Below are 25,526 nucleotides of genomic sequence, written 5' to 3' on the forward strand. Positions count from 1 at the left end.
CCGTCGGCTGCCGCCTCGCCGCGACGACGACGAGGTCGTCGCGGCCCTCTCCCCGCAGGCGGGGCGAGGGGATGCGCGGCCTCTCGGACGCTTTTCAGGAGGACGGCGAGCCGCCCCTCAACCGCGCCAGCATCTGCTCCACGTGGGCCACCGGCGTCTGCGGGGTGATGCCGTGGCCGAGGTTGAAGATGTGCGGCAGGCCGCGGGTGGCCTCGAGCACCGCGTCGACGGCCGCGTCGAGGGCCGCGCCGCCTTCGATGAGCGTGTCGGGGTGGACGTTGCCCTGGGTCACCGTCGTCGCCGGCACCCGGTCGCGCAGGGCCTTGAGGTCGATCGACCAGTCGACGCCGACCGCGTCGGCGCCGGTCTCGGGCACCACCCGGGCATGGCCCTCGAGCCCGGCGCCGCGGCAGAACACGATGATCTTCGCATCCGGCACCTCGGCGCGGATGCCGGCGACCATCCGGGCGATCGGCCCGAACGACCAGCGGCTCAGCGCGTCGCGCTCGGTCTCCTCGGGGAGCGCGCTGTCGGAGACGTCGCCCACCGGCTCGACCAGCGCCGTGCCCGGCGGCAGCGCCGGCGGCAGCGTGCCGGCATGCGACTCGAAGATCTGCACCGCGTCGGCGCCGGCCCGGAGCTGGCGCACGAGGTAGGCCGTCTGCACCGTGACCAGGCGGTCGATCAGCGCGTCGACCAGGCCCGTGTCGGCCTCGGCCAGCGCACGGGCGGGCGCGAGGTCCGGCGTGCCCCGTCCCCCGATCATGTAGCTCGCCACCGTCCAGGGGCCCCCGCAGAAGCCCAGGAGCGTGGTCTCGGGCGGCAGCTCCGCCCGCAGGCGCCGCACCGTCTCGAAGACCGGCGCGAGATGGGCGAAGATCGCCGGGTCGTCGGCCTGGCGCAGGCGCTCGAACGCGGCCCGGCCTTCGAGCGGATCGAGGCGCGGCCCCTCGCCCTCGACGAAGCGGACGTCCTGCCCGAGGGCGTGCGGGATCACGAGGATGTCCGAGAACAGGATCGAGGCCTCGAAGCCGAAGCGCCGGATCGGCTGCAGCGTGACCTCGACGGCGAAGTCCGGGCTGTAGCAGAGGTCCAGGAACGAGCCGGCCTCCGCCCGCGTCGCCCGGTACTCCGGCAGGTAGCGCCCGGCCTGGCGCATCATCCAGGCGGGGGGCGGCGAGACCGCCTCGCCGGCGAGCACCCTGAGGACCTTGCGGTCGGGACCACCCTGCACCGTGCCCTGCGTGGCCATCCTGTCCCCCAATGCCGCCTCCCGTTCCGCCCTGCCGGGCTCAGGTCTCGTTCTCGAAAGGCCCGTTCGTCCGGTCCCCGTCGCGGCGCGACGAGGCCGTCCCCAGGCCGGCTCTATCTTAGAGAAGAGAGATTCTAGGACTCTGTTTTTTCTCTTGGAGGCTGAGTCACGGGATCGCAACCGTGTCCACAGGCTCTCCCGGCCGCAACGCCGTTAAGCAGGCTTTAACGGATTGCCGCTAATGTCTGCGATAGGCCAGTCCCGCCAGCGCCTTGCGCGGTGCGACGGAGCCGTGCGCGTGCCTGCGTCCCGGATTCTCCCAGGCGCACGGATTCCGCCATGCCGATGATGACGGCCTGTTGACGCCGGAGTCGATGGATTTCGCGGTCTCCGGCTGGACCGGGCCGGCGGGCCATCCTATCCACACTCATCGACTCCCCTGACGGCCGGCGGTGGATAAGGGCGTTTCGTCCCTTTTTCCCGATTCCGAGGAGACCGGATGCTTCGAGCGGCCGCGCGTTCCGACATCGTCTCCTCCGGCCGCCGGATGCGGTCGGCGCCCTGCGGGGACGCGTGCGGGCGGCGAGGGGCACGGATATGAGCCGCAGCTACTTCCACCTCCACCTCGTCTCGGATTCCACCGGCGAGACCCTGATCAACGTCGGCCGCGCGGCCGCCGCGCAGTACGAGGGCGTCTCGGCGATCGAGCACGTCTACCCGCTGGTGCGCTCCGGGCCGCAGCTCGAGCGGGTGATCTCGGAGATCCAGGCGGCGCCGGGCCTCGTGCTCTACACCCTCGTCGGCGGCGATCTCGGCGAGCGGCTGGAGAGCGCGTGCCGGGAATCGAGCTCGCCCTGCCTCTCGGTGCTGCAGCCGGTGCACAACCTGCTGCAATCCTACCTCGGCACCCAGAAGGCGGCGCGGCCGGGGGCGCAGCACACGCTCAACGCGGAGTACTTCAAGCGCATCGACGCGATGAACTTCACCCTGGCCCACGACGACGGCAACCTGCCCGACGACCTCGAGGAGGCCGACGTGATCCTGATCGGGGTCAGCCGCACCTCGAAGACGCCGACGGGGATCTACCTCGCCAACCGCGGGCTCAAGACCACCAACCTGCCGCTCGTGCCCGGCATGCCGCTGCCGCCGGCGCTGGAGCGGGTGCGCAAGGCGCTCGTCGTCGGGCTGATCGCGTCGCCCGAGCGCATCGTCCAGATCCGCCAGAACCGGCTGCTCAGCCTCAAGGCCGACGATTCCTCGATGTACGTCGACAAGGACGCGGTCGCCGACGAGATCACCGCCTCGCGCCGCCTGTTCAGCAAGAACCGCTGGCCGACCATCGACGTCACCCGCCGCTCGATCGAGGAGACCGCCGCCGCGATCCTCGACCTCTACCGCGACCACCGGCTGAAGTTCATCGCGGCGTGAGGCCGGCCCTCACGCCCGCCCTGCTGCCGGCCGGGCGGATGCTGGGCTCCAGGCCCGAGGCCCGGAGCACGCCCATGAAGGTCGCGAGCTGCGGATTCCCGCGGTTCGACAGGGCGCGATAGAGGCTTTCCCGCGATCGGCCGGTCGCCTAGGCGATCCGGGCCATTCCGTGGGCGCGCGCCGCCTTCCGGCAAGGACGCGCGGGCGGCGTATCGCCGGCGTGAGCAGCGATGCAGCTTCGAAGCGACACTTCGTCGGCCCGATGCTGGGCCCACGGCCCGTCCCGCAACGCACACCCGCCCGCACCCACGCCGTTGACCACCCGCTAACCCGGGTCGCGGTAGACCCGTCTCGGGGCCAGCGTCGCGTATCGGTCCCGCCGGCCTCGTCGCCCGGTTCATCCCGGACGGCGGGGCTTTGCGCGTCGCGCCCGGCGACGATCGGCTTGCGGGCGCGCGCCGATCCGTGACACTCCGGCGGGATGCAGCCTTCCTCCCCCTGGCTCGGGTCCGCGCCGCTCCTCCTCGCCTCGACCAGCCCGACGCGGCGGATGCTGCTGGAGAGCGCCGGCCTAGCCGTCGAGACGACGGCGCCGGGCGTCGACGAGCGCGCGGTCGAGGCGGCCTGCGCCGGCCCGGATCCCGGGACTTCGTCCGGGACCCTTTCGCCCGAGGCCTTGGCGCTGCGGCTCGCCGAGGCCAAGGCGGTGGCGGTCGCCGGGCGGCATCCCGGCCGCGTCGTCGTCGGGGCCGACCAGGTGCTCGCCTGCGACGGCGCGGTGTTCCACAAGCCCGCGGGCCTGGACGCGGCGCGCGCGCAGCTGGCGCGCCTGGCCGGGCGCACCCACCTCCTGCACGCGGCGGTCGCCCTGGCGCAGGACGGCGCGGTCGAGAGCTTCGTCGAGACCGCGCGCCTGACCCTGCGCCCGCTCGATCCCCAGGCGATCGCGACTTACGTGGCGCTGGCGGGCGCGGAGCGCGTGCGGGCGAGCGTCGGCGGCTACCAGCTCGAAGGGCTCGGCATCCATCTGTTCGAGCGGGTCGAGGGCGACCACAGCACCATCCTGGGCCTGCCGCTGCTGCCGCTGCTCGCGCGGCTGCGGGCCAAGGGCCTCCTGGCATTCTAGGGACGCGACATGGCGGGACACGATCACCACGACCCTGCCGGGCACCGGCATCCCGATGCGGGGCACGACCGGGGCCACGACCATGCCGGCCATGATCACGGTGCGCATGACCACGCGGGTCACGACCATGCCGGGCACAGCCATGCCGGGCACAGCCATGCCGGACATGGTCATGGCGGCCACGGCCACGTCCACGCGCCGGCGAGCTTCGGACGTGCCTTCGCCATCGGCATCGGGCTCAACGCCGCCTTCGTGGTGATCGAAGCCGGCTATGGATGGGCCGCCAACTCGATGTCGCTGGTGGCCGATGCCGGCCACAACCTTTCCGACGTGCTCGGGCTGGTGGCCGCCTGGGTCGCCTCGGTGCTGGTCAAGCGCCGCTCGACCGCGCGCTTCACCTACGGCCTGCGCGGCTCCTCGATCCTGGCCGCCCTGTTCAACGCCGTGTTCCTGCTCGTCGCCACCGGCGCGATCCTGTGGGAGGCGGTCTCGCGCCTGATCCATCCCGAGCCGGTGGCCGGCACCACGGTGATGGTGGTGGCCGGCCTCGGCATCCTGGTGAACGGGGTCACCGCCTGGCTGTTCGCGTCGGGCGCCAAGGGCGACATCAACATCCGCGGCGCCTTCCTGCACATGGCCGCCGACGCCGCGGTCTCGGCCGGCGTCGTGCTCGCCGGCCTGATCATCCTCGCCACCGGCCTCGACCGGATCGACCCCGCTGTCAGCCTCGTCGTCGCCGGGCTCATCGTCTGGGCGACCTGGGGCCTGCTGCGCGACAGCGTCGCGATGTCCCTCGACGCGGTGCCGCCGGGCATCGACCCGGACGCGGTGCGCGCCTATCTCGGCGCCCGTCCCGGGGTCTCGGGCCTGCACGACCTCCACATCTGGCCGATGAGCACCACCGAGATCGCGCTGACGGCCCATCTCGTGATGGCGGACGGCCATCCGGGCAACGGCTTCCTCGTGGAGATCGCCGAGGCCCTGCGCGCCCGCTTCGGCATCGCCCACGCCACGGTGCAGATCGAGGAGGCCGGCGGGCCGCCCTGCCTCCTCGCGCGGGAGTGCGTCGCGTGAGGCGCGCCTTCGTCGTCGGCCACCCGATCGCGCATTCGCGCTCGCCGCTGATCCACGGGCACTGGCTGGCCGAGCACGGGATCGCCGGCAGCTACGCGCGCATCGCCGTCGCGCCGGCGGACTTCGCCGAGTTCTTTCGCCGGCTACCGGAATCGGGTTTTGCCGGCGGCAACGTCACGATCCCGCACAAGGAGGCGGCCTTCGCGCTGAGCGACAGCCTGACGCCGCGGGCGCGGGCGATCGGCGCGGTCAACACGCTGGTCGTCGGCGCCGACGGGCGCATCGCCGGCGACAACACCGACGCGCCGGGCTTCGCCGCGCATCTCGACCGGAACCTCGGCGAAGGCTGGCCCGAGCGGGCCGGCGCCGCGCTGGTGCTCGGGGCCGGCGGGGCGGCGCGCGCCATCGTCGTCGGCCTGGCCGAGCGCGGCCTGGCGCGGATCGTGGTCGCCAACCGCACCCGCGAGCGGGCGGAGGCCGTGGCGGCCTTGGCCCCCGGCATCGCCACCGCGATCGCCTGGGACGCGATCCCAGAGGCGATGCCGGGGGCCGGGCTCCTGGTGAACACCACCGCGCTCGGCATGGCCGGCCAGCCGCCGCTCGGCCTCGACCTCGGCCCGCTGCCGGCCCGCGCGGCGGTGGCCGACATCGTCTACGTGCCGCTGGAGACGCCGCTGCTTGCCGCCGCCCGCGCCCGCGGCCTTGCCGCCGTCGACGGGCTCGGGATGCTGCTGCACCAGGCCGTGCCCGGCTTCGAAGCCTGGTTCGGCGTGCGCCCGGCGGTGACGGAGGCCCTGCGCGCCGTCGTCGTGGCCGACCTGCCGGGATAGATTGGCCTGGATGAGCGACACCGCGCGCAAAAAACCGTTCGTGCTCGGGCTCACCGGCTCGATCGGCATGGGAAAGTCCGCCACCGCGGCGATGTTCGCCGCCCGCTTCGTGCCGGTGCACGACGCCGACGCGGCGGTGCATGCGCTCTACGGGCCGGGCGGCGCGGCGGCCGAGGCGATCGGCGCCGCCTTCCCCGGCACGCTCGCGCCCGACGGCGGCGTCGACCGCACCCGCCTGCGCGACGCGGTGCTCGGGCGGCCGGACAGGCTCGCGACGCTGGAAGGGCTGGTCCATCCGCTGGTCCGCGCCGCCGGCCACGCCTTCCTCGAGCGCCACGCGGCCGCGCCGCTGGTGCTGCTCGACGTGCCCCTGCTCTACGAGACCGGCGGCGAGACCCGCTGCGACGCCGTCCTCGTGGTCACCGCGCCGCCCGCGGTGCAGCGCGCCCGGGTGCTCGCCCGCCCCGGCATGACCGAGGCCGCCTTCGAGGCGATCCGCGCCAAGCAGATGCCGGACGCCGAGAAGCGGGCGCGGGCCGACTACGTGATCGACACGAGCCTCGGCTTCGCCGCCGCCGAGGCGGAGGTGGCGCGGATCGTCGCGCGGATATCCGACCAGGCGGGACATCGCTGACGTGGCTCCAGCGATTAACCTAGTCCTAACCCATTCGCGATAAACTGCCGGATCAATAAGAATTAACGCATCACCGTTAATGATTGCCTTCGAATCAGGAGGTGGTGCTGCATGTCGAAACGCCTGGAAGCGATGCGGGCCAATCCCGCGGCTGGGTGGACCGTGTCGGACATCGCTGCGCTCTGCGCCGAGTTCGACGTAGCTTGCCATCCACCACGGGGCGGCGGTTCGCACTATCGGGTCGGCCACCGGTCGCAATTCGAAAAGTTGACGATCCCCGCCGCTCGGCCGATCAAGGGGTGGTATATCCGCGAACTTGTTCGGTTCATCGACAAGGTCGGAGCCGCGCCATGAGCGAACTCACCTACCCCGTGGTGATCTCCCCACTGACCCAGGACGACGGCGGCGGCTTCGCTGCGACCGTGCCCGATCTCCCCGGCTGCATGTCGGACGGCGAGACGCCCGAGGAAGCGCTCGTGAACGTCCGCGACGCGATCGACGCGTGGATCGCCATGGCTCGCGAGCTCGGTCATGCCGTGCCCCCTCCCTCGCACGCGCTGCAGCGGGCTGTCGGCTGAACGGCACGCGCCGTCCTCGGCCGACGTCCGCCGCCGCCCGACGGCGTTCGGTTCCTCCACAGGGGGCGATATTTCGTCGGGAGCCGATGCGGGGGCGGCGGGTTGGCAGCCCAGGGGCCGCCTGCCGTCGCGGGCCGCCCGCGACGCACCCGAAGGACATCCGCCATGGCCACCAAGCCGAAGACGCTGCACGATGCGTTCTACGAGACGTTGAAGGACGTCTACTACGCCGAGAAGCAGTCGGTGAAGGCGCTCAAGAAGTCGGCCAAGGCCGCCGAGCATGCCGAGCTCCGCCAGGCCTTCGAGACCCATGCCGAGGAGAGCGCCAACCAGGTTGAGCGGCTCGGCCAGGTGTTCGAGATCATCGGCAAGCCGGCCCGCGCCAAGACCTGCGAGGCGATGCAGGGCATCACCTCCGAGATGGAGGAGGACCTGGAGGATTTCGGCGACAGCCCCGCCGCCGACGCGGTGCTGGCGGCCTGCGCCCAGGCGGTCGAGCACTACGAGATCGCCCGCTACGGCACCCTGAAGACCTGGGCCGCCCAGCTCGGCTACGCCGACGCGGCCAAGCTCCTCGACGAGACCCTGCAGGAGGAGAAGAAGACCGACGCGCTGCTCTCGGAGATCGCCGAGAAGCTTAACCTCGATGGCACCGAGCCGACCGAGGAGCCCGCCGGCAAGAAGGGCGGCCGCAAGGCGGCGTAGGCGCGCACCGAACGACCCCGTCCCCGCATCGCAGCGGGCGACGCGCCCCCTCTCCCGCACGGGGGAGGGGGCGCGTCGTGCGTCGAGCGATCCGGTCCTGCGGGGATTGGCCGATCCGGCCATCCGCTTCGAGACGGCTTTCTCACCTCTCGGTTCGAGACCGACCCTGCCATCCCGGGGCTGCGCAGCAGAGCCCGGGATCCGGAGCCGCCGCCGGCGCCATCTTCAGCGCGACCTGCGGTTCTGGATGCCGGGCAGGTCCGCGGCGCCCCGGGATGACGACGGCGGGTTCCGCGACCGCGACGCCCATCGCTCCGATCCGCCCGCTCCGCGCGAGCCTCCGGTCGGAGCGAGGCCTCGGAAACCCACCCCCTTGAGCCGGCATCGAAAACGCGATATGCGTGGTCTGCCCTCCTAAAAAAAGCGCCGCCGCCGCATCCGTGAGCCCCCGGGGCTCCGCCCAGACGATGCACGGGTCCGCCGCAACCGTTTGCGGCCAGACATCCGGCGCCCTCTCCCGATTGCCAGGCTCCCTGCCTCAACCTTCGCTTTCGTCGGTTCAAGACATCCCATGAACGAACAGTCCGACGTCTCCGCCCTCGCGGACATCCCAGGCTCGAACTTGCCCGACTCGAACTTGCCCGACCCGACCCCGTCGACCGAGGGCGCGCTCGCGGCCTCCGACCTCGACGCCATGCGCGAGGTCAAGCTCCAGGACCTCAAGTCCAAGACGCCGACCGACCTGATCGCCTTCGCCGAGGAGGTCGAGGTCGAGAACGCCTCGACCATGCGCAAGGCTGAGCTGATGTTCGCGATCCTGAAGCAGCTCGCGGCCAAGGAGGTCGAGATCATCGGCGCCGGCACCTGCGAGGTGCTGCAGGACGGGTTCGGCTTCCTGCGCTCGTCGGAATCGAACTACCTGCCGGGCCCGGACGACATCTACATCTCGCCGACCCAGATCCGCCGCTTCGGCCTGCGCACCGGCGACACGGTGGAAGGCCCGATCCGTGGCCCCAAGGACGGCGAGCGCTACTTCGCGCTGCTCAAGGTCAACACAATCAACTTCGAGAACCCGGAGAAGATCAAGCACAAGGTCCACTTCGACAACCTGACGCCGCTGTTCCCGACCCAGCGCTTCAAGCTGGAGCTCGACGCGCCGCCGAAGAAGGACTTCTCGCCCCGCATCATCGACATCGTCGCCCCGATCGGCAAGGGCCAGCGCGCGCTGATCGTCGCGCCGCCGCGCACCGGCAAGACCGTGCTGATGCAGAACATCGCGCAGTCGATCACCATCAACCACCCGGAATGCTACCTCATCGTGCTGCTCATCGACGAGCGGCCGGAGGAGGTCACCGACATGATCCGCTCGGTGAAGGGCGAGGTCATCGCCTCGACCTTCGACGAGCCGGCCACCCGCCACGTGCAGGTCGCCGAGATGGTGATCGAGAAGGCCAAGCGCCTGGTCGAGCACGGCCGCGACGTGGTCATCCTGCTGGATTCGATCACCCGCCTCGGGCGCGCCTACAACACCGTGGTGCCGTCGTCGGGCAAGGTGCTCACCGGCGGCGTCGACGCCAACGCGCTGCAGCGCCCGAAGCGCTTCTTCGGCGCGGCCCGCAACATCGAGGAGGGCGGCTCGCTCTCGATCATCGCCACCGCGCTGATCGACACCGGCTCGCGCATGGACGAGGTGATCTTCGAGGAGTTCAAGGGCACCGGCAACTCCGAGATCATCCTGGACCGCAAGGTCTCGGACAAGCGCATCTTCCCGGCGATCGACATCACCCGCTCGGGCACCCGCAAGGAGGAGCTGCTGGTTCCCCCGGACGCGCTCAAGAAGACCTACGTGCTGCGCCGCATCCTCAACCCGATGGGCGTCACCGACGCGATCGAGTTCCTGATGGACAAGCTGCGCCAGACCAAGAGCAACGGCGACTTCTTCGACTCGATGAACACCTGAGGGGTTTCGGGCCTTCGGACGAAAAAGAAGGCCCCGATCCTTGGATCGGGGCCTTTTTCATATGCGCCGTACCTCTTCCCTCCCCCCTTAAGCGGGGGAGGGTGGGCCTCGCGTGAGCGAGGGTCGGGAGAGGGGAGCGACCTCTCCGGATAGCACGCTCCCCTCTCCCGACCCGCTTCGCGGGCCACCCTCCCCCGCAGAGGGGGGAGGGAGAAACCGCTCCGCCGCTCAGGTTCGTCGCCGCCGCCGCACCAGCATGTTCAGCCCCTCGACGCCGGCCGAGAACGCCATCGCGGTGTAGATGTAGCCCTTCGGCACGTGCGCCCCGAAGCCTTCGGCGATCAGCGTCATGCCGATCATGATCAGGAAGCCGAGCGCCAGCATCACCACGGTCGGGTTCCGGGCGATGAAGGCCGAGAGCGGCTCGGCGGCCACCAGCATCACGATCACCGCCACGATCACGGCGATCATCATCACCGGCACGTGCTCGGTCATGCCCACCGCGGTGATAATCGAGTCGATCGAGAAGACGAGGTCGAGCAGCAGGATCTGGCCGATCGCCACGGCGAAGCCGAGCGACGCGGCGCCCGTCGCCTTCTCCGGCGGCGGGTCGACGCTGTGATGGATCTCGCTGGTGGCCTTCCACAGCAGGAACAGGCCGCCGGCGAGCAGGATCAGGTCGCGCCAGGAGAAGGCGTGGCCGGCGACCTGGAAGACCGGGCTCGTCAGCTGCACGATGAAGGCGACCGTGCCGAGCAGCCCGAGCCGCAGCACCAGGGCGAGCCCGATGCCGATGCGGCGCGCCTGCGCCTGGTGCTCGGGCGGCAGCTTGTTCGTCAGGATCGAGATGAAGATCAGGTTGTCGATCCCGAGCACCACCTCCATCACCACGAGGGTCGCGAGCGCGGCCCACACCGTCGGGTCGGCGGCGAGCTGAACGAGATGGTCCATCGGGCCCCTCCCTCGAAGCGCGCGCGCCTCAGCGCGGCGAGAGCCGGTTCGCGGTGCCCGGCCGGCGGGCGGCATCCGGCGCGTAGATCCTCAGGATCTTCGGGAAGACCTTGAAATGCGCCGGGGTGTGGGTGGTGAGCTCGCCGTCGGTGTTGACGGCCCGCGGCTTGCGCGTGCTCAGCACCACCTCGGTGGTCTGGAAGGCGCGCACGTCCTCGGCCCTGCCATGGGTGCCGCGGCGGAGCGCCGGCAGCAGCGCGAGCAGCCGCCACCAGTGCTTCACCTCGAGCGAGTAGAAGTCGAGCTTGCCATCGTCGACGGTGGCGGTCTCCTCCACCGTCATGCCGCCGCCGTAGTGGCGCCCGTTGCCGACCGAGGCCTGGATCGTGGTGACGCGCTCGCGCTTTCCGTCGTGCTCGATCGTCACCGTGAAGGGCCGCACCCGGCGCAGCACCCGGAAGGCGGCGATGGCGTAGCCGACCGTGCCCCATTTCTTCTTCGATTCGGCGGTGAGCCCGCCGGCCAGATCCGCCGAGAAGCCGATGCTCGCTACGTTGAAGAAGTAGTGCCCGTTGACCCAGCCGAGATCGACCGGCTGCGCCGCCGCCGTGGTGATCAGCTCCGCGGCCGCCACCGGGTCGAGCGGCAGGCCGAGGGAGCGGGCGAGGTCGTTGGCGGTGCCGAGCGGCAGGATGCCCAACGGCAGCCCGGTCTCGACCAGGGCGGGCGCCGCCGCGTTCATGGTGCCGTCGCCGCCGCCGAGGATCACGAGGTCGACGTCCTGCGCGTGCCGCCGGATCACCGCGCAACCATCGCGCTCGGGCTCCGGCTCGACCAGGTCGAGCCCGCCCGCGCGCAGCGCGTCGCGCACGGCGTCGATCGCGGCGCCGCCGTTGCGGGCCTTCGGGTTGCACAGCAGCAGCGCCCTGCGGCGGCCCGCTGCGCCGTCATGGGGAGGAACGCCCGCGCTCATCGGAAAACCTCCGGCATCCCGGATCGAGTTTGCGAATCGGACAAGCGGCAGCCCTTCGGCGCGTTCGCCGCCCCCGCGGGGGCGCGGGGGCGACGGCGTGGCAGAGATCCGACATCGCGGTCGACGCCTCGACCGCCAGAGGGGCCCGGACCCGGAATACGGCCTAGGTGGCGTACCCGCCGATCGATCTCAACCCCGGCGCCCGCGCAATCGCGCGCTTCCCATGGGCCGGGGCGGCGGTTTCCGCGGCTTGGACGGTCTTCCGCTCGCATCGATCAGGACCGAAGCCTTCGGCCCGGCCCGTCCGGGTGCCTCGAGCGACGGGGCCCGCCGGGCGGACTGCGCGCCCGTCGGGGAGGGCGCGCGCGCGTGCTTCGCGCGTGCTTGGCGCGGTCTTGCGCTCCCGATCGGCCGGCGCAATCGCGGGCGTCCGCCGGCACCGGACGCGATTCGCGCGACCCGTCGATGCCGAAGGCGGTCGATCCGCGACGGCGTGCCGGTCCGACGGAACCAGCCGCCCACCCGCTTGCGTTAACCTCGGCCGTTCTAAAACGCCCCGTTCGACGTTCGGCCACCATCCGGTGATCCCATGTGCTCTGATCTCCCGCGCTTCGGCGCCCGGCGTTCCACGCTCGCGCTCGGCCTGATCCTCGCCGCCGGCGCAGCGCAGGCGCAGACGCCTCCGGCCTGGGTCGATCCGCCGGCGAAGGTCGCGCCCGGCACGCCGGCGCCCAAGGCCGAGCCGCAGCCCCAATCGCAGCCGCAAGCGCAACAGCCCCCAGCACGGGAGTCGACGCGGCCGGCCTCCGAGACCGCGGCCGGCACCGGTCGGAATGCGAAGCCGGATCGCGAGACGGCGCAGCCCAGCGGGAACGCGGCGAGCCCGGCGCCCGCCTTCGCGGAGACCGAGCGCGACGGGGCCGCCATGGGGGGGCCGAGCCGGCGCGCCGAGCGGCCGCGCCTGCGCCGTCGCTCGGCCCGCCGGCTCTCGGACACGCCGGCCGCCGACGCGCTGACCGTCGCGCCGCGGATTCCCTCCGGAGCGCGCGAGGCGGCGGGCGACCCGCGCTTCGCCGACTGGGCCGGGCAGGCCCAGGGCCTGGCCGAGGATTACCTCGCCTCCTTCTCCGGATCGAACGGCGCCATGGTCTCGGGCGCGTCGCGCTTCTACGGCGAGCGCCTGCGCTTCCACGGGCGGATGACGACGTTCGCGGCCCTGCTCGCCGAGAAGCGCCGCTTCGCGCAGCGCTGGCCCGAGCGGCGCTACGAGCCGCACGACACCCGCACCGCCTGCAATGCGGCGCTGCAGAGCTGCGTCGTGCGCACCCTCGTCGACTTCCGGGCCGGCAACCCGGCCCGCGGCGCGCGCTCGCAAGGGGTCGCCGAGCTGGTGCTCGAGGTGAGCTTCGCCGGCGGCCGGCCGGTGATCGTCTCCGAATCGAGCCAGGTGCTGCGCCGCGGCGCCACGGTCGGCGCGCTTCCCGGAGCCGGCGCCAACGGCTAGACGACACCCCATGACAGCCTCGGCCACGAAACCACCGGCCACCGGAACATCGGCCACGACGCCCCCGGATGCGGAAGCCGAGGCCGCGACGGCGCGCCCGGCGCTCGCCGGCCCCGGGCGCGCGGCCCTGCGCGGCGCGGTCGAGGCCGAGATCGCGCGCCGCAACCCGAAGCCGGTGGCCCTGCGCACGCTGCAGCTTCTCGCCGAGGCGGCGGTCGAGCCGTCCGAAGCGCCGCCGGGCCATCGTGTGGTCGACCGCCACGGCCGCCCGCGCCGTCATGCCGGGTCGGACGCGCCGCTGACGCTCGCCGAGCTCGTCGACGAGATCCAGGCCCGGCACCCGGCGCTGTTCCGCCCGCCGGCGACCGTGCCGGCCGAGCCCGAGCCCGAGGCGGCCAAGGACGCCAAGGACGCCTCGCTTCTGGCCGGCGCCGCCGAGATGCGCGCCGCCACCGCCCGCCTCGTCGAGACCGGCTCCGAGCGCGCCCGGGCGCTGGCCGAGCGCTCGACCGAGCAGGGCCGGGCGCTCGCCGAATCCGCCGCCGACCGCGTCTCCGGCGTCCGGGCGGGGATGGCCGCCTGGCTCGCCGCGCGGCACGCGGCGGCGGCGAACAGAGCCGCCGAGACGACGGCCGGCGCGGCCCCCCAGCCGGCCTCGCGCGATCCGGCATCCCCCGATCAGGCATCCCGCGATCCCGCTTGGCGCGAGCAGGCGTCGCGGGTCGGGGCTTCGGCCCGGGTCGGGGCTTCGGCCCGGGACGGGGTCGGCCGCGTCGCCGCGCGCCTGCGCGACTGGCAGGGCGAGGGCGAATCCGTGCGCCAGCACCGGCGCTGGCTGGCCGGCGGCACCGCGGCGGCCCTGCTCGCGGTGCTGGCGGCCGGCCTCGTCGTCGGCAACCGTGCGCCCGAGAACGAAAGCCCGGCCCAGCGGGCGACGCGGGCCGGCGCCGAGAAACCCGCGCCGGCCGCGCCCGCGCCCGATCCGGTGACGCCGCCGCCCGAGACCGCCGACACGGTCGGCCTGCCCGAGCCGCCGGCGCCGCCCGCCGCCAACGCGATCAGCGGCAAGGCCGAGGTCATCGACACCGCGACCGTGCGCGTCGCCGGCAAGCTGATGCACCTGTTCGGCGTCGAGTGGGTGCGCGGCGGGCAGGCGGACGAGCTCACCAAGTACCTCGCCGGCCGGCCGATCACCTGCACGCCGGTGCCGGGCAGCGAGAACGTCTCCTGCACCGTCGAGGGCCGCGACCTCTCCGAGGTGGTCCTGTTCAACGGAGGCGGCCGCGCCTCGCCCGAGGCCTCCCCCGAGCTCGTCGCCGCCGAGGACCACGCCCGCACCGAGCGCATCGGGGTGTGGAAGCGCTAGAGCAGCGTCGCGCGAGGTGGACGCGGGCTCGGGTGAAGGCAACGCCACCCCACGAGGCGTGAGAGCGTGTTTCCGCGATCCGGTGATCGCGCAAAATACGCTCCAAGCCGCACGGGACGGACGCGTCGCCCGGACCCGCGCCAGCCGGGCGATGTGGGGAGGCGCCGCCCCTGCGAGGACGAGCGGCGCCCGTTCGCGCCGTCGCCCCCGGCTGCGCTAGGATGCCGGCGCGCCGCGTCGGCGCCTTGCGGGGATGGCGATGAGTCTCTCGATCGGCCTGAGCACCTTCGCGGTCGTGGCGGCGATCCTCGTGGTCGTGACGCTGGCGGCCGGCATCAACATCGTGCCGCAGGGCTACGTCTTCACCGTCGAGCGCTTCGGCCGCTACGCCCGCACCCTCGAATCCGGGCTCGGGCTGATCACCCCGTTCGTCGAGCGCATCGGGCGCCGCGTCAACGTGATGGAGCAGGTGATCGAGGTGCCGAGCCAGGAGGCCTTCACCCGCGACAATGCCGGCGTCACCATCGACGCGGTGGTGTTCTACCAGGTGCTCGACGCCGCCCGCGCTTCCTACGAGATCTCCAACCTCGACGTGGCGACGCGCACCCTGACGATGACCAACATCCGCACCGTGGTCGGCTCGATGGACCTCGACCAGCTGCTCTCGCACCGGGACGAGATCAACGAGCGGCTGCTCAGGGTGATGGATGCCGCCGCCTCGCCCTGGGGGGTGAAGATGACCCGCATCGAGATCAAGGACATCGTGCCGCCGGCGGATCTGGCCGGCGCCATGGCCCGGCAGATGAAGGCCGAGCGCGAGAAGCGCGCCTCGGTGCTGGAGGCGGAAGGCCACCGCCAGGCCGACATCCTGCGCGCCGAGGGGCGCAAGCAGTCGGCGATCCTGGAGGCGGAAGGCCGCAAGGAGGCCGCCTTCCGCGACGCCGAGGCCCGCGAGCGCTCGGCCGAGGCCGAGGCGAAGGCCACCGGCATGATCAGCACCGCGATCGCCGCGGGCGACATCGCGGCGGCGAACTTCCTGGTGGCCGAGAAGTACGTCGAGGCGGTGCGCGCCATCGCCACCGCCCCGAACCAGCGCGTCGTCGTGGTGCCGATCGAGGCGGCGGCGCTCGCCGGGACGCTGGGCGGCATCGCCGAGATCACGAAGTCGGTGTTCGGGGAGGGCGCGGCGCCCGCGCGCCCACGCTCCGGTGCGCCGCCCAGCGTCGGGGTGCCGCGGACGTGAGCTTCTCCGGCGCCTGGTCTCGAATCTTGGCGAACGCCTTCGCGGATCTGGGTCCGGCCTGGGCCTGGATCCTCGCGGGGCTGGCGCTGGCCGGGCTCGAGCTGGCGGCGCCCGGCATCTTCCTGATCTGGCTCGGGCTCGCTGGGCTCGCCACCGGCCTCGTCGCGGCGCTCGTGCCCCTGCCGTGGCAGGCGCAGCTGCTGCTGTTTTCCGGGCTCGCCGTCGCCGCGGTGCTCATCGCTCGCCGCCTCGGCCGCGACCACGTCCCGACCCTCAACCGCGCCGACCGCGGCCTCGTCGGTCGCGAAGGCCTGCTCGCCGAGCCGATCCAGGACGGCGCCGGCCGCATCCGCTTCGACGACACCCTGTGGCGCGTCACCGGCCCGGACCTCCCCGCCGGCGCGCGGGTGCGGGTGACGGGCATCGACGGGACGGTGCTGGTGGTGAAGGGAGCGTGAGGCGGCTGCGGCTCGGGCTGGCCGCATCGTTCGCCGCTCCGCCCCGTCATCCCGGGGCCGCGCAGCGGAGCCCGGGATCCAGTGCCGCAGGTCGATCTTCAGTCCGCACCCTCGGCGGCTCCGGATTCCGGGCTCGCCTGCGGCGCCCCGGAATGACGGGGGTGGCGCCCCCTCACCCGAACGCGCCGACCTCGTGCTGGATCATCCCCGAGATCTCGCGCACCTGGGTGAACATCTTGGCGATCGGCTGGAACAGGCCGGAATGCTCGGCCTCGTAGGTGCCGACGTCGCGCGGGCCGGCCGGCTCGCCGAAGTTGAGGCCGAGCGTCGGGTCGGGGGTGACGGGGAAGATCTCGTCGAGGAGCTTCAGGCAGCCGTCGATGTCGAGGCGCAGGAAGCGCTCCAGCAGCTGCTCGCGGCTGACGCCGGCCTGGGGCCGGAAGCCGGGGATGTGGACGGCGGTGAACCAGATCCGGTGGATCAGCGCGAGGCGGATCGCGTGGAGCAGGGTGAGGCGCACCGACATCTTCCGCAGGTCGGGGGCGGCGGCCTGCAGGCTCAGCGCGTCGGTGGTCAGCCGCCCGAACAGGCGGCGCAGGTTCGGCGCGAGGTCGAGGCGGTCGAGGACGCCGGCGATGACGATCAGCTCCTCGCGCCGGCCGTCCTTCTGGGTGCGGCGGGCGCGCTCCAGCCACACCGCGGGGTCCAGCGTGTCGATGTAGGCGCGCAGCACGTCCAGGTCGCCGACCGAGGCCGCGTGCTGGACCAGGCGGAAGGCGCGGGAGAACCGCACCGAGTCGCGGCGCATGTCGCGGAACAGGTCGGGCGCGCGCCCCGCCGCGCGGCCGAGCCCGTGCAGGGAGTTGGCGAGGTAGCCGAGCTGCTGCAGGATCGCGTTGTTGGGGATCGCCCGCATCTGACGCGGATGGGTGATCAGCGCCGGCCCGCCCGAATCCGACTGCCGCGCCACCGGGCGCGAGCCGGTGCGGTCGATCAGCCCCGGGCCGAAGGTGCCGAGCAGGGCGGCGTAGCCGGGATCGTCGACCAGCGCCTCCATGTCCTGGCGCACGACGGTGAAGAACTCGAGGGCGAAGTCGGTCTCGGCGTAGACCGGATCGTCGGCGGCGTCCGCGCTCTCGGCCGCGTCGGAGAGGGCGTAGTCGGGGAAGGCGTCGTCCTCGGCCACATCGAGGGCGTAGACGTGCTCGGCCACCCGCGCGATCGAGGCCTCGGCGATCGCCTGCGAGCCGAACAGCAGGTAGCCGTCGGTGCCCTGGAAGCTCGATTCGAGGCGGACCTTGATCCCGGCCTTCTGGTTGCGCGCGCGCGCATCCTCGGGGGCGAGGTAGGCGAGGCGGTCGCGCAGGGAGGTCGGGTGGGCGCCGCGGCCGATCGATTCGCCGTGGGTGTCGAAGATCGCCAGCTCGACGTCGGCGAGCCCGTTCGAGACCAGCATCTCGGTGATGCGCAGGCGCAGCCGCTCGATCCAGAAGGTGGCGGCGAGCTGGCCGACGTAGCGCCCGGAATCGGAATAGCCGAACTGCACGGTGAGGCGGCCGATGCGCTTGAGGTAGCGCCGCCAGTGCGGGTTGCGCAGCGCATCGTCGAGCACCCGGATGCCCTGCTCCAGGGCGCTCGCCGTCTCGAACAGCGGCGTGATCTCGAGCTTGTCGGCGATGCCGTAATGGCGCGCGAGCCAGAGCGCGGCCAGCAGCGTGTAGCCGGTCTCGGTCTCGGCGATGAGGAAGCGCACCGGGTGCGTGCCGTCGACGTGCTTGAGGATCTGCGCGATCGTCATCATCAGCCGGGCGGCGGAGGCGCGCTCGGCGGCGAGCGCGCCGAAATCCACCGCCACCGGCTGCACGTCGTTGAGCAGCGTGTGGATCGCCGCGAGGTGCGAGCGGCGCTGGGCGGCGTCGGCCGGCTCGCCTTCGAGGTCGATGACCCGGCGGACCGCGTTGTGGATCTGGCTGGCGTTGAGCCGGAAATGCGGCAGCGCGTTCGAGAGCCCGTGCGTGGCGATGCCCGAGCGCAGGACCGCGATCCTGCGCCGGTCGGCGTCCGTCTCGGCCGCGGTGACGGCGCCGGCGAGCCCGGCCAGCAGCGCGCCGGAATCGGTCTGCGCCCGTTCGCGCTCGATGATCAGCGCCAGCGCGAAGCGGTGCACCGCCTCGAGCGAGGGCTTGTCGCCGAGCCGCGGCGCCACCGCGAGCTGCCGGTTGACGGCGGCCAGCGCCTGCTCAGCGAGCGTCCGCACCACGTTCGCGGCGGGGATGGCGGGGAGGTGGCGCATCACCCGGTCGAGCTGCATGCGCTTGGATTCGAGGCGGTAGCGCAGGGTGTCCCACCAGCCGATGTCGGTGCGCCCGTCGGTGTCGCAGCCGACCCAGCTGGCGATGGCGAAGGGCTTCGGCACCAGCTCGGTCCAGCGGTCGGGCCAGCGCCTCTGCGCGGCGTCGAGCAGCGCGCCGTTGAACGCGTCCACCGCCTCGCGGCCGTGGTTGGCGGCCACGCAGGCCTGCTCGAACTCGCCGTCGAGGGTGATCGGCGCGTCCGGCCGGGTCGAGAGCCGGGCGGCCTTCTCGATCAGGGGCGCGCGCGCATCCGGGTCGTCGAGGCTCGCGGCCTCGGCGAGCAGGGCCGCCACCGCCTTCGGCATGCCGAAGGTCGGGTGCGCGGTGAACACCACGGCGAAGGCGGTGCGCGCGATCCGGTCGCGGAAGCTCTCGAAGGCGCCGGGCCGGTCGGGCACCGCCGCCACGAGGCGCGCCGGCATCGTCGCGTCGGCATCGGGATGGTCCTCGATGCCGACGTAGGCGCGCAGCCGCGCCGCGCGGTCGGCCAGCGCCTGCGCCCGCAGGCGCACGAACAGCGCGTCGAGGTCGGCCTCGCCGATCTCGTCCCGGTCGAACCGGCGGGTGATCGCCAGCGTCACCGCCAGCACGGGGTTGCGGAACGGATCCTCGCTCGCCTGCTCGCGCGAGGCCTCGATCAGCCCGACGAGATGGCCTTCGAGCTCCTCCGGGTCGCGATGGGCGTGCGTTCGCATCGGTCAGGCTCCGGCAGGACGGGGGCAGGCGGCTTTTGGCGGGGACGCCCGGCGCGTGCAAGGCGCCGGCGGCCCGTGGCCGGAGAGGCAAGGACCGTTCCGCTCCGGCCAAGGTCTCGCCGCGGATCCCGGCCGCGTGCGGTCGCAGGCGTGCCCCGGGGTGCATGCGGCCTCCGCTTGCGCTAACGCTGCGGGGCAATGGAAACGCTCCTGATCCTGGCGGCCGTCGCGGCCTGCGCGGTGGCCGGCACGGTGGTGCTCCGGCTGCTCGCGCGCGGCCGGCGCGAACCGCTGCGCCTCGACAGCGAGCACGACGCCGCCGACGAGGCGCTGCTGCTGGCCGAGATCGGCCCGACCGCGAGCCCGATCGACCGCTCCGGCGCGGTGCTCGACCTCGAGCCGATCCGGGCGGAGAGCCGGGAGGCGCCGCGCCTGGCCCGGCCCGATCGCACGGAGGGCGACCCGCGATGAGGACCTTTCTGCTCGCGCTGCTGGCCGCCGGGCTCGCCGCGGCGCCGGCCCAGGCGCAAGTCGCGCCGCCCGCGCCGGCCGCCCCTGCGCCCGTCCCCGCGCCCGCTCCCGAGCCGGCCCTGCCGACCCCGGCCGCCGACCTCGCGGTGCTGCAACCCTGCGGCGCGCGGGCGGCGCGCTTCGAGGGCGCCAAGGGCTTCGACGTGGTGGTGACGCGGATCGGCCGCGCCAGCATCGCGAACCCGCTGCGGCCGCTGACGCCGGAAACCAGCCAGGTGCTGCAGGTGGTGATCGCGGCCAAGCCCGCCACCGCCTACGGGCCGGACCTGACGGCGCTGCGCCGCGGGCCCGCCCCCGCCGCCCTCGAAACCCAGCTCGGCGCCCCGATTCGCTGGGAGAACGGCCTGCCGGACCTGCCCGACCCGCTGCCGATCGTCGCCGAGGACGGCACCCCGCTGGCCGCGCTCGCCTTCCGCGCCTGCATCGACCCGCCCGCCGTCGCCGCGCCGCCGGTGGTCGCACGCGGGACCAAGGGGAACGGCCAAGGGGCGAGCAAGGGGGCGGGCAGGGGGAACGCCAAGGGCAACGCCAAGGGCAACGCGCAGGGCAACGCTCTCGAGGCCGGGCCGGCGGACGGCGCGCCCGACCCGAGCGGCGCCGGCCAGGAACCGGCGAAAGCGGCCGCGCGGAGGCCGGCGAAACCCGCGCCGCGCAAGGATGCGGCCCCGAAGGCCCCGCCCGGCTTCCACGTCCCGCAGGGCGCCATCGCCGAGTAGGCGCGGGGTTCTGGCGGAGGCTCGCCGCGTTCTTCCCGCGCCTGACGCGGGTTGTCGTGCGCGCATCTCCGCAGGACGGCCCCGGATGGCTCGTTCGCGGCGCAGGACGGACCCCTCTCCCGTCCGGGAGAGGGTTGGGGTCAGGGGTGCGACCTGTCCGGAAAGACCTGTCCTCTCGCCCTGTCTTTCTCCCGAACGGGAGAGGGGATCCGCGCCTCGCCGGCACGAGGCGCGAGTGCGACAGCCTTTTCGGCCGAGGCAAGCGCGTGCTGAATGTGCCACCACGGTCCCCGGACCGAGCCTGATCGAAGGATGCGAGGAACCATGGCGGAGATGACGGCGGCCGGGGTGATCGCGGCGCTCGGGCTTCGGCCCCACCCGGAGGGCGGGCATTACCGCGAGACCTTCCGCGATCCGCGCCTGGTCGCGGGCCGCTCGGTCGGCAGCGCGATCTACTACCTGCTCGACGTCGGCGAGGTCTCGGCCTGGCACCGCGTCGACGCCGCCGAGATCTGGCACTGGCACGCCGGCGCGCCGCTGGTGCTGACCGTGAGCCCGAACGGCCACGACGCCGCCGCCCACCATCTCGGCCCGGACCTGGCGCGCGGGCAGCGGCCGCAGCTGGTGGTCCCCGAGGGCCATTGGCAGACGGCGACCAGCCTCGGCGCCTGGACGCTGGTCGGCTGCACGGTCTCCCCCGCCTTCGACTTCGCCGGCTTCGAGATGGCCCCGCCCGACTGGCGCCCGACGCCGCGGTGACGCGGGCGCGTCCGGGCCGGGCCGCCGAGACGACGGCCGCGCATCCCCTCGCCCCTCGCCCCGCGGGCCGGGAGAGGGGAGGCGGCGCCGCGGATCGTCGATGCGGACGCGACGCCGCTCCCGCTCACGTCCCGCGGCGCGAGGCCCGCAGCGCGACGAGCGCCCCGGCGACGATGAGGGCGCAGGCGAGGCCGAGCACCGGGGTCGCGGCGGCGTAGCCCGCGGCGACGAGGATCAGCGTCGAGAGCACCGGCGCGGCGTAGGCCGCGACGCCGAGCAGGCGGATGTCGCCGCGCTTGCAGCCGATGTCCCACAGGTAGAACGCCGCCCCGACCGGGCCGAGGCCGAGGGCCGCGACGGCGCCCCATTGCAGCGCGCCCGCCGGCCACGCCGTCACCTCCCAGGCGCGGTGGCAGGCGAGGCTGAGCGCGGCGGTGGCGAGGCAGAAGCCGGCGACCGCATCCGTCGGCACCGCGCCGACCCGGCGCGACAGCACCGAGTAGCCCGCCCAGACGAAGGCCGCGGCGAGCGAGGCCGCATAGCCCGGCAAGGCCGCGTCCGAGAGGAAGCCCGCAGCGGCGCCGCGAAGGTCGCCGCGGCCGAGGAACAGCGCCACCACGCCGGCGAGCCCGAGCACCGCGCCGAGGAGGTGGCCGGGCCGCAGCCCGCCGGCGCCGGGGAGCCGCGCCGAGAACAGCACGATCAGCAGCGGCCAGAGATAGTTGATCAGCCCGGCCTCGGCCGGCGGCGCCAGCCGCAGGGCGGCGAAGTACAGGGCGTGGTAGCCGAACAGCCCGCCGACCCCGAGCGCCCAGACCGGCCAGGGCTGGCGCAGGGACGCGAGGCCGGCGGCGATCCCGCCCCGGCGCGACAGCCAGCTCGCGCAGCCGACGAGGCCGCCGAGCGCGAACGTCATCGCCGCGAGCTGGAACGGCGGCACCGCCCCCGACGCCGCGGTGAACAGCGCCAGCAGCGACCACAGCAGGATCGCGCCGCAGCCGAGGAGGGTGGCGGAGGAGGAGGAGATCGCGCGAGACCCGTGATCGCGGAAGGGATTCCGCTCTCCCACGGACCCGCGGGCGAGGGCAACGGGGTTTTGGCGCGGGGCAGGCCCGGTCGGACGGCATCCCGGAACCACGCATCTCCCTCACCCCGCCGAGAAGCCGTCCGCGTCGCGCGCCGCGTGCAGGAAGCCGATCAGGCGTTCCGCCAGGAGGCCCGGCGGCTTCGCCGGGCGGATCAGCAGGGTCGCGATCGGCATGCGGGGGCGGAAGGGGCGCAGCACGATCGGCAGGGCGAGGTCGCGGGCGGCGACCGGGTCGACGATGGCCAGCCCCAGACCCTCGGCGACGAGGCCGCAGCGGGCGGCGGTGTACTGCGCCGTCGGGCCGAAGCGCGGCGCCAGGCCGGCGTCGCGGAACGCCGCCTCCACCGCCTGCTGGAAGTCGCCGGGCGCGCCGGCGATCAGCGGCACGTCGGCGAGGTCCTGGACCGTGATCGCGCGCCCGCCCGCCAGCGGATGGCGCCGGGGCAGGGCGCAGACCGCGTCGACCGTCAGGAACGGCTCGGCGATCACCCCCGCATGGCCGGAGCGCGGGCGCACCAGGCCGAGATCGCACTGGCCGGAGGCGGCCCAGGACCAGATCGTGTCCGGCGCCGGCACGTGCACCGCGACCCGGGCTTCGGGATGCGCCGCGCGGAGGCGGCCGATCGCCCGCGGCAGCAGGCGGGCGACGAGCGACGGCTGGCAGGCGATGCGCAGCGGCCCGGTGCCCATCTCGCGGATGCGGCGGGCGGCCTCGCGCAGGTGGTCGAGCCCGGCATAGGTGCGCTCCACCTCGCGGGCGAAGGCCTCGCCCTCCGCGGTCGGCACCGCGCTGCCGTGCCCGCGCAGGAACAGCGGGAAGCCGAGGTCGCGCTCGAGCTGCGCGACCGCGCGGCTCACGTGCGGCTGGCCGATGCCGAGCGCCTCGGCCGCCCGCGTCATGCCGCCATGGCGCAGCACCGCGCGGAACAGGTCGAGATGGGCGGGGTTCATCATGCCCGATCCGCATGAAAAGCGAGGTTTTGGGCATTTGACGGCATGGGCCGGCGGTGGTTGTCAAGGCGCGGGCGCAGCCGGAGCGGCCGGCGGGACGGCGAACGCGATGCGGACGATCCTCAAACCGACGAATTCGACACCGACGATCCCGGCCCGGACGACTCATGCGGGCTGGGGCAGCGGGCTCCTCGGCGTCCTCATCTTCAGCGCCTCGCTGCCGGCGACGCGGGTGGCGGTGGCCGGCTTCGCGCCGCTGTTCCTCACCGCGGCCCGCGCCGCGGTCGCGGGGCTGCTCGGGGCGGGGCTGCTGCTGGCGTTGCGCGCGCCGCGGCCGCTGCGGCGCGACCTCGGCCCGCTGGCGATCGTCGGGCTCGGCGTGGTGATCGGGTTCCCGCTGCTCACCGCGCTGGCGCTCCGGCACGTCACGACGGCCCATTCCATCGTCTTCCTCGGCCTGCTGCCGCTGGCGACGGCCGTGTTCGGCGTGCTGCGCGGCGGCGAGCGGCCCAGGCCCGCCTTCTGGCTGTTCTCCGGCCTCGGCGGCCTCGCGGTCGCGGGCTTCGCCCTGACGCAGGGCGGGGCCGGGTCGCTCGCCGGCGACCTGTCGATGCTGGCCGCGATCCTGCTCTGCGGCCTCGGCTACGCCGAGGGGGCCGCGCTGTCGCGCCGGCTCGGCGGCTGGCAGGTCATTTCCTGGGCGCTGGTGCTGTCGCTGCCCGTCACCCTCGCGCTGGCGCTCGCGACCCTGCCGGAGGCGTGGGACGTCGGCTGGCCGGCCTGGGCGGCGCTCGCCTACGTCTCGGTGTTCAGCATGCTCGTCGGCTTCGTGTTCTGGTATCGCGGGCTGGCGCTCGGCGGCATCGCCGGCGTCGGCCAGCTCCAGCTGCTGCAGCCGTTCCTCGGCCTGGCGCTGGCCGGCCTCCTGCTGCACGAGTCCGTGGCGCCGGGCATGCTGCTCGCCACCGCCGTGGTCGTCCTGTGCGTGGCCGGGGCCAAGCGTCATGCCTGACGTTGTCCGTCGGGCGATCGCGCGGGCTCACGCCGCCTGTCGCGCGACCGGACGCGGCGCGGGGCCTTCCCTCGCCTGCCCAATGCACTCACGCATGGTGCAGGTCGAGCCGACGCGATCCGCGTCGATCGGTTCGCCCGGGGCAGAGACGTCAGGCGGCGCTCGCGCTGGCGATGGTGCTGCCGACGGCTTCCGCGATCGGCTTGAAGGCGTTGACAAGGTCCGGGTCGACCTTGCCGGTCATGCCGCGGAGGAGGTCGTAGGCGGCCTCGCCCGAGAGCGGGCGCTTGTAGGGCCGCCGCTCGATCAGCGCCCCGTAGATGTCGCAGACCGTGATCAGGCGCACGAGGTCGGGGATCTGCCGCGCGGTCAGCCCGTCCGGATAGCCCGAGCCGTCGAGCGCCTCGTGGTGGGAGCGCACCACCGCGAGCATCGCCGCCGGGTAGTCCTGGCCCTGCAGCATCTCGATGCCCAGCACCGGATGGGTCCGCATCACCGCCATCTCGGCCTCGTCGAGGCGGGCCGGCTTGTTGAGGATCGCCAGCGGGATGCGGGCCTTGCCGAGGTCGTGCAGCAGCGCGGCCTGGGTCAGGTCGCGGCAATCCTGCGTGCGCAGGCCGAGCTGCCGGGCGAAGCCCGCCGCGAGGCCGGCCACCAGCAGGCAGTGCTGGTGCGTCGCGTCGTCGAAGCGCCAGACCACGTCGAGCCAGCCGCGGATGTCGGCCTTGTTGAGGGCGCCGACCACGAGGTCCGCGCCCGCCGCCGCCATCGCCGGGGCCGGGGCGCGGCCGGCGCGGCCGAGGTCGAAGATCCGCGTCAGCGCGGTGTCGGCCTCGGCGATGGCGGCCCGCACCGCGGTCCGGCCGCCGTCGGGCGCGGAAGGGGGCGCGGAGGGAAGCGCGGCGTCCGGTGCGGGCGATGGCGCCGGCGCGTCGACCGAGGGCGCCGGGACGACGGCGCGCAGGGCCGGCACGAGCTCGCGGAGTACCGCGTCGGCGCGGAGCGTGCGGGTCGCGCCGAGGGCCTGCGCCTGCAGGTGCGCCCGGGGCGTGTCCTCGTGGAGGACGCAGAGGAAGGGGACGCGCCCCGGGCCGAGCCGGTGCATGTACCGGTGCAGGCCCGAGACCTGCTGCGAATGGGCCAGCGAGGCGTCGCCGACCACGGCGACCACCTGGGACAGGTCGGGCGCGTTCCGGGACTGGTAGGGATCCAGCAGGTCGATCACCAGCGGCTCGCCGAGCGGTCGGAGCTGCCCGGCGAGCCTCCGGCCGCGCTCGGGCTGATCGGTGAGGACCAGGATCGTCTTCATGGATGTGCTTCGCCGCCCGCGATCCGCCCT

24 protein-coding genes and 1 pseudogene are annotated in these 25,526 nt (G+C 73.6%); 17 read left to right on the forward strand and 8 right to left on the reverse strand.

Annotated features, from left to right (window positions below):
• Positions 1-94: 94 nt before the first annotated feature.
• Positions 95-1,252, reverse strand: a complete 1,158-nt coding sequence (locus tag MKK68_RS26485; RefSeq protein ID WP_147728163.1) for a uroporphyrinogen decarboxylase — start codon at positions 1,250-1,252, stop codon at positions 95-97.
• Positions 1,253-1,849: 597 nt separating this feature from the next.
• Between MKK68_RS26485 and MKK68_RS26490 the strand changes: the two genes are divergently transcribed.
• Complete coding sequence (locus MKK68_RS26490) at positions 1,850-2,680, forward strand: pyruvate, water dikinase regulatory protein (RefSeq protein WP_147728162.1); 831 nt, start codon at positions 1,850-1,852, stop codon at positions 2,678-2,680.
• Here MKK68_RS26490 and MKK68_RS29990 read toward each other — a convergent pair.
• Positions 2,667-2,813: pseudogene (locus tag MKK68_RS29990) on the reverse strand (putative addiction module antidote protein); the annotation flags it as partial. The gene MKK68_RS26490 and the pseudogene MKK68_RS29990 overlap by 14 nt on opposite strands.
• A gap of 348 nt (positions 2,814-3,161) precedes the next feature.
• Here MKK68_RS29990 and MKK68_RS26495 point away from each other — a divergent pair.
• From MKK68_RS26495 to rho, 8 genes are all read left to right on the forward strand, one after another.
• Entirely contained in the window at positions 3,162-3,806 is a 645-nt protein-coding gene (locus MKK68_RS26495) for a Maf family protein (protein WP_147728161.1), read from the forward strand.
• A 9-nt stretch (positions 3,807-3,815) separates the two neighbouring features.
• On the forward strand, positions 3,816-4,880 hold the full coding sequence (locus tag MKK68_RS26500; RefSeq protein WP_244033440.1) for a cation diffusion facilitator family transporter: 1,065 nt from the start codon (positions 3,816-3,818) through the stop codon (positions 4,878-4,880).
• Positions 4,868-5,710 (forward strand): shikimate dehydrogenase, encoded by an 843-nt coding sequence (locus tag MKK68_RS26505; protein ID WP_244033441.1) that lies wholly within the window; start codon positions 4,868-4,870, stop codon positions 5,708-5,710. Before MKK68_RS26500 ends, MKK68_RS26505 begins: the two co-directional genes overlap by 13 nt.
• Positions 5,711-5,720: 10 nt before the next feature.
• Positions 5,721-6,344 carry a dephospho-CoA kinase gene (gene coaE, locus MKK68_RS26510; protein ID WP_147860016.1) on the forward strand — a complete coding sequence of 208 codons (624 nt, stop codon included), beginning with the start codon at positions 5,721-5,723 and terminating at the stop codon, positions 6,342-6,344.
• A 111-nt stretch (positions 6,345-6,455) separates the two neighbouring features.
• Complete coding sequence (locus tag MKK68_RS26515; protein WP_147728283.1) at positions 6,456-6,698, forward strand: type II toxin-antitoxin system HicA family toxin; 243 nt, start codon at positions 6,456-6,458, stop codon at positions 6,696-6,698.
• A complete protein-coding gene (locus tag MKK68_RS26520) occupies positions 6,695-6,922 on the forward strand; it encodes a type II toxin-antitoxin system HicB family antitoxin (RefSeq protein WP_147728284.1) in 228 nt (75 codons plus the stop codon). The genes MKK68_RS26515 and MKK68_RS26520 overlap by 4 nt, the downstream gene beginning before the upstream one ends.
• Before the next feature lie 165 nt (positions 6,923-7,087).
• Positions 7,088-7,627, forward strand: a complete 540-nt coding sequence (locus MKK68_RS26525; RefSeq protein ID WP_147728285.1) for a ferritin-like domain-containing protein — start codon at positions 7,088-7,090, stop codon at positions 7,625-7,627.
• A gap of 694 nt (positions 7,628-8,321) precedes the next feature.
• A complete protein-coding gene (rho, locus tag MKK68_RS26530) occupies positions 8,322-9,587 on the forward strand; it encodes a transcription termination factor Rho (RefSeq protein ID WP_147728289.1) in 1,266 nt (421 codons plus the stop codon).
• A 228-nt stretch (positions 9,588-9,815) separates the two neighbouring features.
• Here rho and MKK68_RS26535 read toward each other — a convergent pair whose 3' ends face one another.
• Both MKK68_RS26535 and MKK68_RS26540 read right to left on the reverse strand, forming a co-directional pair.
• Positions 9,816-10,538, reverse strand: coding sequence for a TerC family protein (locus tag MKK68_RS26535; RefSeq protein ID WP_244033442.1), 723 nt, complete (start codon positions 10,536-10,538; stop codon positions 9,816-9,818).
• Positions 10,539-10,566: 28 nt separating this feature from the next.
• Positions 10,567-11,511 carry a lipid kinase gene (locus MKK68_RS26540; RefSeq protein ID WP_147728288.1) on the reverse strand — a complete coding sequence of 315 codons (945 nt, stop codon included), beginning with the start codon at positions 11,509-11,511 and terminating at the stop codon, positions 10,567-10,569.
• 589 nt (positions 11,512-12,100) lie between these two features.
• Here MKK68_RS26540 and MKK68_RS26545 point away from each other — a divergent pair.
• The 4 genes from MKK68_RS26545 to MKK68_RS26560 all read left to right on the forward strand — a co-directional run bounded on the left by MKK68_RS26545 (position 12,101) and on the right by MKK68_RS26560 (position 16,082).
• The gene (locus MKK68_RS26545) at positions 12,101-13,015 is read left to right on the forward strand and encodes a hypothetical protein (protein ID WP_244033443.1); all 915 of its coding nucleotides are present in this window, start codon (positions 12,101-12,103) and stop codon (positions 13,013-13,015) included.
• 10 nt (positions 13,016-13,025) lie between these two features.
• Entirely contained in the window at positions 13,026-14,381 is a 1,356-nt protein-coding gene (locus MKK68_RS26550; RefSeq protein WP_244033444.1) for a nuclease, read from the forward strand.
• A gap of 259 nt (positions 14,382-14,640) precedes the next feature.
• The gene (locus tag MKK68_RS26555) at positions 14,641-15,624 is read left to right on the forward strand and encodes an SPFH domain-containing protein (RefSeq protein WP_244033445.1); all 984 of its coding nucleotides are present in this window, start codon (positions 14,641-14,643) and stop codon (positions 15,622-15,624) included.
• A gap of 23 nt (positions 15,625-15,647) precedes the next feature.
• The gene (locus MKK68_RS26560; protein WP_244033459.1) at positions 15,648-16,082 is read left to right on the forward strand and encodes an NfeD family protein; all 435 of its coding nucleotides are present in this window, start codon (positions 15,648-15,650) and stop codon (positions 16,080-16,082) included.
• Positions 16,083-16,254: 172 nt separating this feature from the next.
• On the opposite strand, the gene MKK68_RS26565 is transcribed toward MKK68_RS26560, so the two are convergent.
• Positions 16,255-19,131 (reverse strand): phosphoenolpyruvate carboxylase, encoded by a 2,877-nt coding sequence (locus MKK68_RS26565; RefSeq protein WP_244033446.1) that lies wholly within the window; start codon positions 19,129-19,131, stop codon positions 16,255-16,257.
• A 198-nt stretch (positions 19,132-19,329) separates the two neighbouring features.
• Between MKK68_RS26565 and MKK68_RS26570 the strand changes: the two genes are divergently transcribed.
• The 3 genes from MKK68_RS26570 (at position 19,330) to MKK68_RS26580 (ending at position 21,137) form a co-directional block, all read left to right on the forward strand.
• Positions 19,330-19,602, forward strand: coding sequence for a hypothetical protein (locus MKK68_RS26570; RefSeq protein ID WP_147728644.1), 273 nt, complete (start codon positions 19,330-19,332; stop codon positions 19,600-19,602).
• The gene (locus MKK68_RS26575; protein ID WP_244033447.1) at positions 19,599-20,378 is read left to right on the forward strand and encodes a hypothetical protein; all 780 of its coding nucleotides are present in this window, start codon (positions 19,599-19,601) and stop codon (positions 20,376-20,378) included. The genes MKK68_RS26570 and MKK68_RS26575 overlap by 4 nt, the downstream gene beginning before the upstream one ends.
• Positions 20,379-20,711: 333 nt before the next feature.
• Positions 20,712-21,137, forward strand: a complete 426-nt coding sequence (locus MKK68_RS26580) for a cupin domain-containing protein (protein WP_409565995.1) — start codon at positions 20,712-20,714, stop codon at positions 21,135-21,137.
• Between the two features lie 124 nt (positions 21,138-21,261).
• On the opposite strand, the gene MKK68_RS26585 is transcribed toward MKK68_RS26580, so the two are convergent.
• Positions 21,262-22,206 (reverse strand): DMT family transporter, encoded by a 945-nt coding sequence (locus tag MKK68_RS26585; protein ID WP_409567331.1) that lies wholly within the window; start codon positions 22,204-22,206, stop codon positions 21,262-21,264.
• Positions 22,207-22,284: 78 nt separating this feature from the next.
• Entirely contained in the window at positions 22,285-23,178 is an 894-nt protein-coding gene (locus MKK68_RS26590; protein WP_244033448.1) for a LysR family transcriptional regulator, read from the reverse strand.
• 106 nt (positions 23,179-23,284) lie between these two features.
• On the opposite strand from MKK68_RS26590, the gene MKK68_RS26595 reads away from it, so the two are divergent.
• Positions 23,285-24,187, forward strand: a complete 903-nt coding sequence (locus tag MKK68_RS26595) for a DMT family transporter (RefSeq protein ID WP_244033449.1) — start codon at positions 23,285-23,287, stop codon at positions 24,185-24,187.
• 151 nt (positions 24,188-24,338) lie between these two features.
• On the opposite strand, the gene MKK68_RS26600 is transcribed toward MKK68_RS26595, so the two are convergent.
• Positions 24,339-25,496 carry an HD-GYP domain-containing protein gene (locus tag MKK68_RS26600; protein WP_147860290.1) on the reverse strand — a complete coding sequence of 386 codons (1,158 nt, stop codon included), beginning with the start codon at positions 25,494-25,496 and terminating at the stop codon, positions 24,339-24,341.
• Positions 25,497-25,526 lie beyond the last annotated feature (30 nt).

This window comes from Methylobacterium sp. E-016, assembly GCF_022829745.1.
Classification (GTDB): domain Bacteria; phylum Pseudomonadota; class Alphaproteobacteria; order Rhizobiales; family Beijerinckiaceae; genus Methylobacterium.

Excerpts from the sequence above, each read along its gene's own strand:
- MKK68_RS26595 (WP_244033449.1), top strand. The coding sequence starts at position 23,285 with ATGCGGACGATCCTCAAACCGACGAATTCGACACCGACGATCCCGGCC.
- MKK68_RS26515 (WP_147728283.1), top strand. The coding sequence starts at position 6,456 with ATGTCGAAACGCCTGGAAGCGATGCGGGCCAATCCCGCGGCTGGGTGG.
- MKK68_RS26500 (WP_244033440.1), top strand. The coding sequence starts at position 3,816 with ATGGCGGGACACGATCACCACGACCCTGCCGGGCACCGGCATCCCGAT.
- MKK68_RS26570 (WP_147728644.1), top strand. The coding sequence starts at position 19,330 with ATGGAAACGCTCCTGATCCTGGCGGCCGTCGCGGCCTGCGCGGTGGCC.
- MKK68_RS26490 (WP_147728162.1), top strand. The coding sequence starts at position 1,850 with ATGAGCCGCAGCTACTTCCACCTCCACCTCGTCTCGGATTCCACCGGC.
- MKK68_RS26540 (WP_147728288.1), bottom strand. The coding sequence starts at position 11,511 with ATGAGCGCGGGCGTTCCTCCCCATGACGGCGCAGCGGGCCGCCGCAGG.
- rho (WP_147728289.1), top strand. The coding sequence starts at position 8,322 with ATGCGCGAGGTCAAGCTCCAGGACCTCAAGTCCAAGACGCCGACCGAC.
- MKK68_RS26550 (WP_244033444.1), top strand. The coding sequence starts at position 13,026 with ATGACAGCCTCGGCCACGAAACCACCGGCCACCGGAACATCGGCCACG.
- MKK68_RS26600 (WP_147860290.1), bottom strand. The coding sequence starts at position 25,496 with ATGAAGACGATCCTGGTCCTCACCGATCAGCCCGAGCGCGGCCGGAGG.
- coaE (WP_147860016.1), top strand. The coding sequence starts at position 5,721 with ATGAGCGACACCGCGCGCAAAAAACCGTTCGTGCTCGGGCTCACCGGC.
- MKK68_RS26580 (WP_409565995.1), top strand. The coding sequence starts at position 20,712 with ATGACGGCGGCCGGGGTGATCGCGGCGCTCGGGCTTCGGCCCCACCCG.
- MKK68_RS26545 (WP_244033443.1), top strand. The coding sequence starts at position 12,101 with ATGTGCTCTGATCTCCCGCGCTTCGGCGCCCGGCGTTCCACGCTCGCG.
- MKK68_RS26525 (WP_147728285.1), top strand. The coding sequence starts at position 7,088 with ATGGCCACCAAGCCGAAGACGCTGCACGATGCGTTCTACGAGACGTTG.
- MKK68_RS26575 (WP_244033447.1), top strand. The coding sequence starts at position 19,599 with ATGAGGACCTTTCTGCTCGCGCTGCTGGCCGCCGGGCTCGCCGCGGCG.
- MKK68_RS26485 (WP_147728163.1), bottom strand. The coding sequence starts at position 1,252 with ATGGCCACGCAGGGCACGGTGCAGGGTGGTCCCGACCGCAAGGTCCTC.
- MKK68_RS26590 (WP_244033448.1), bottom strand. The coding sequence starts at position 23,178 with ATGATGAACCCCGCCCATCTCGACCTGTTCCGCGCGGTGCTGCGCCAT.
- MKK68_RS26520 (WP_147728284.1), top strand. The coding sequence starts at position 6,695 with ATGAGCGAACTCACCTACCCCGTGGTGATCTCCCCACTGACCCAGGAC.
- MKK68_RS26555 (WP_244033445.1), top strand. The coding sequence starts at position 14,641 with ATGAGTCTCTCGATCGGCCTGAGCACCTTCGCGGTCGTGGCGGCGATC.
- MKK68_RS26495 (WP_147728161.1), top strand. The coding sequence starts at position 3,162 with ATGCAGCCTTCCTCCCCCTGGCTCGGGTCCGCGCCGCTCCTCCTCGCC.
- MKK68_RS26565 (WP_244033446.1), bottom strand. The coding sequence starts at position 19,131 with ATGCGAACGCACGCCCATCGCGACCCGGAGGAGCTCGAAGGCCATCTC.
- MKK68_RS26535 (WP_244033442.1), bottom strand. The coding sequence starts at position 10,538 with ATGGACCATCTCGTTCAGCTCGCCGCCGACCCGACGGTGTGGGCCGCG.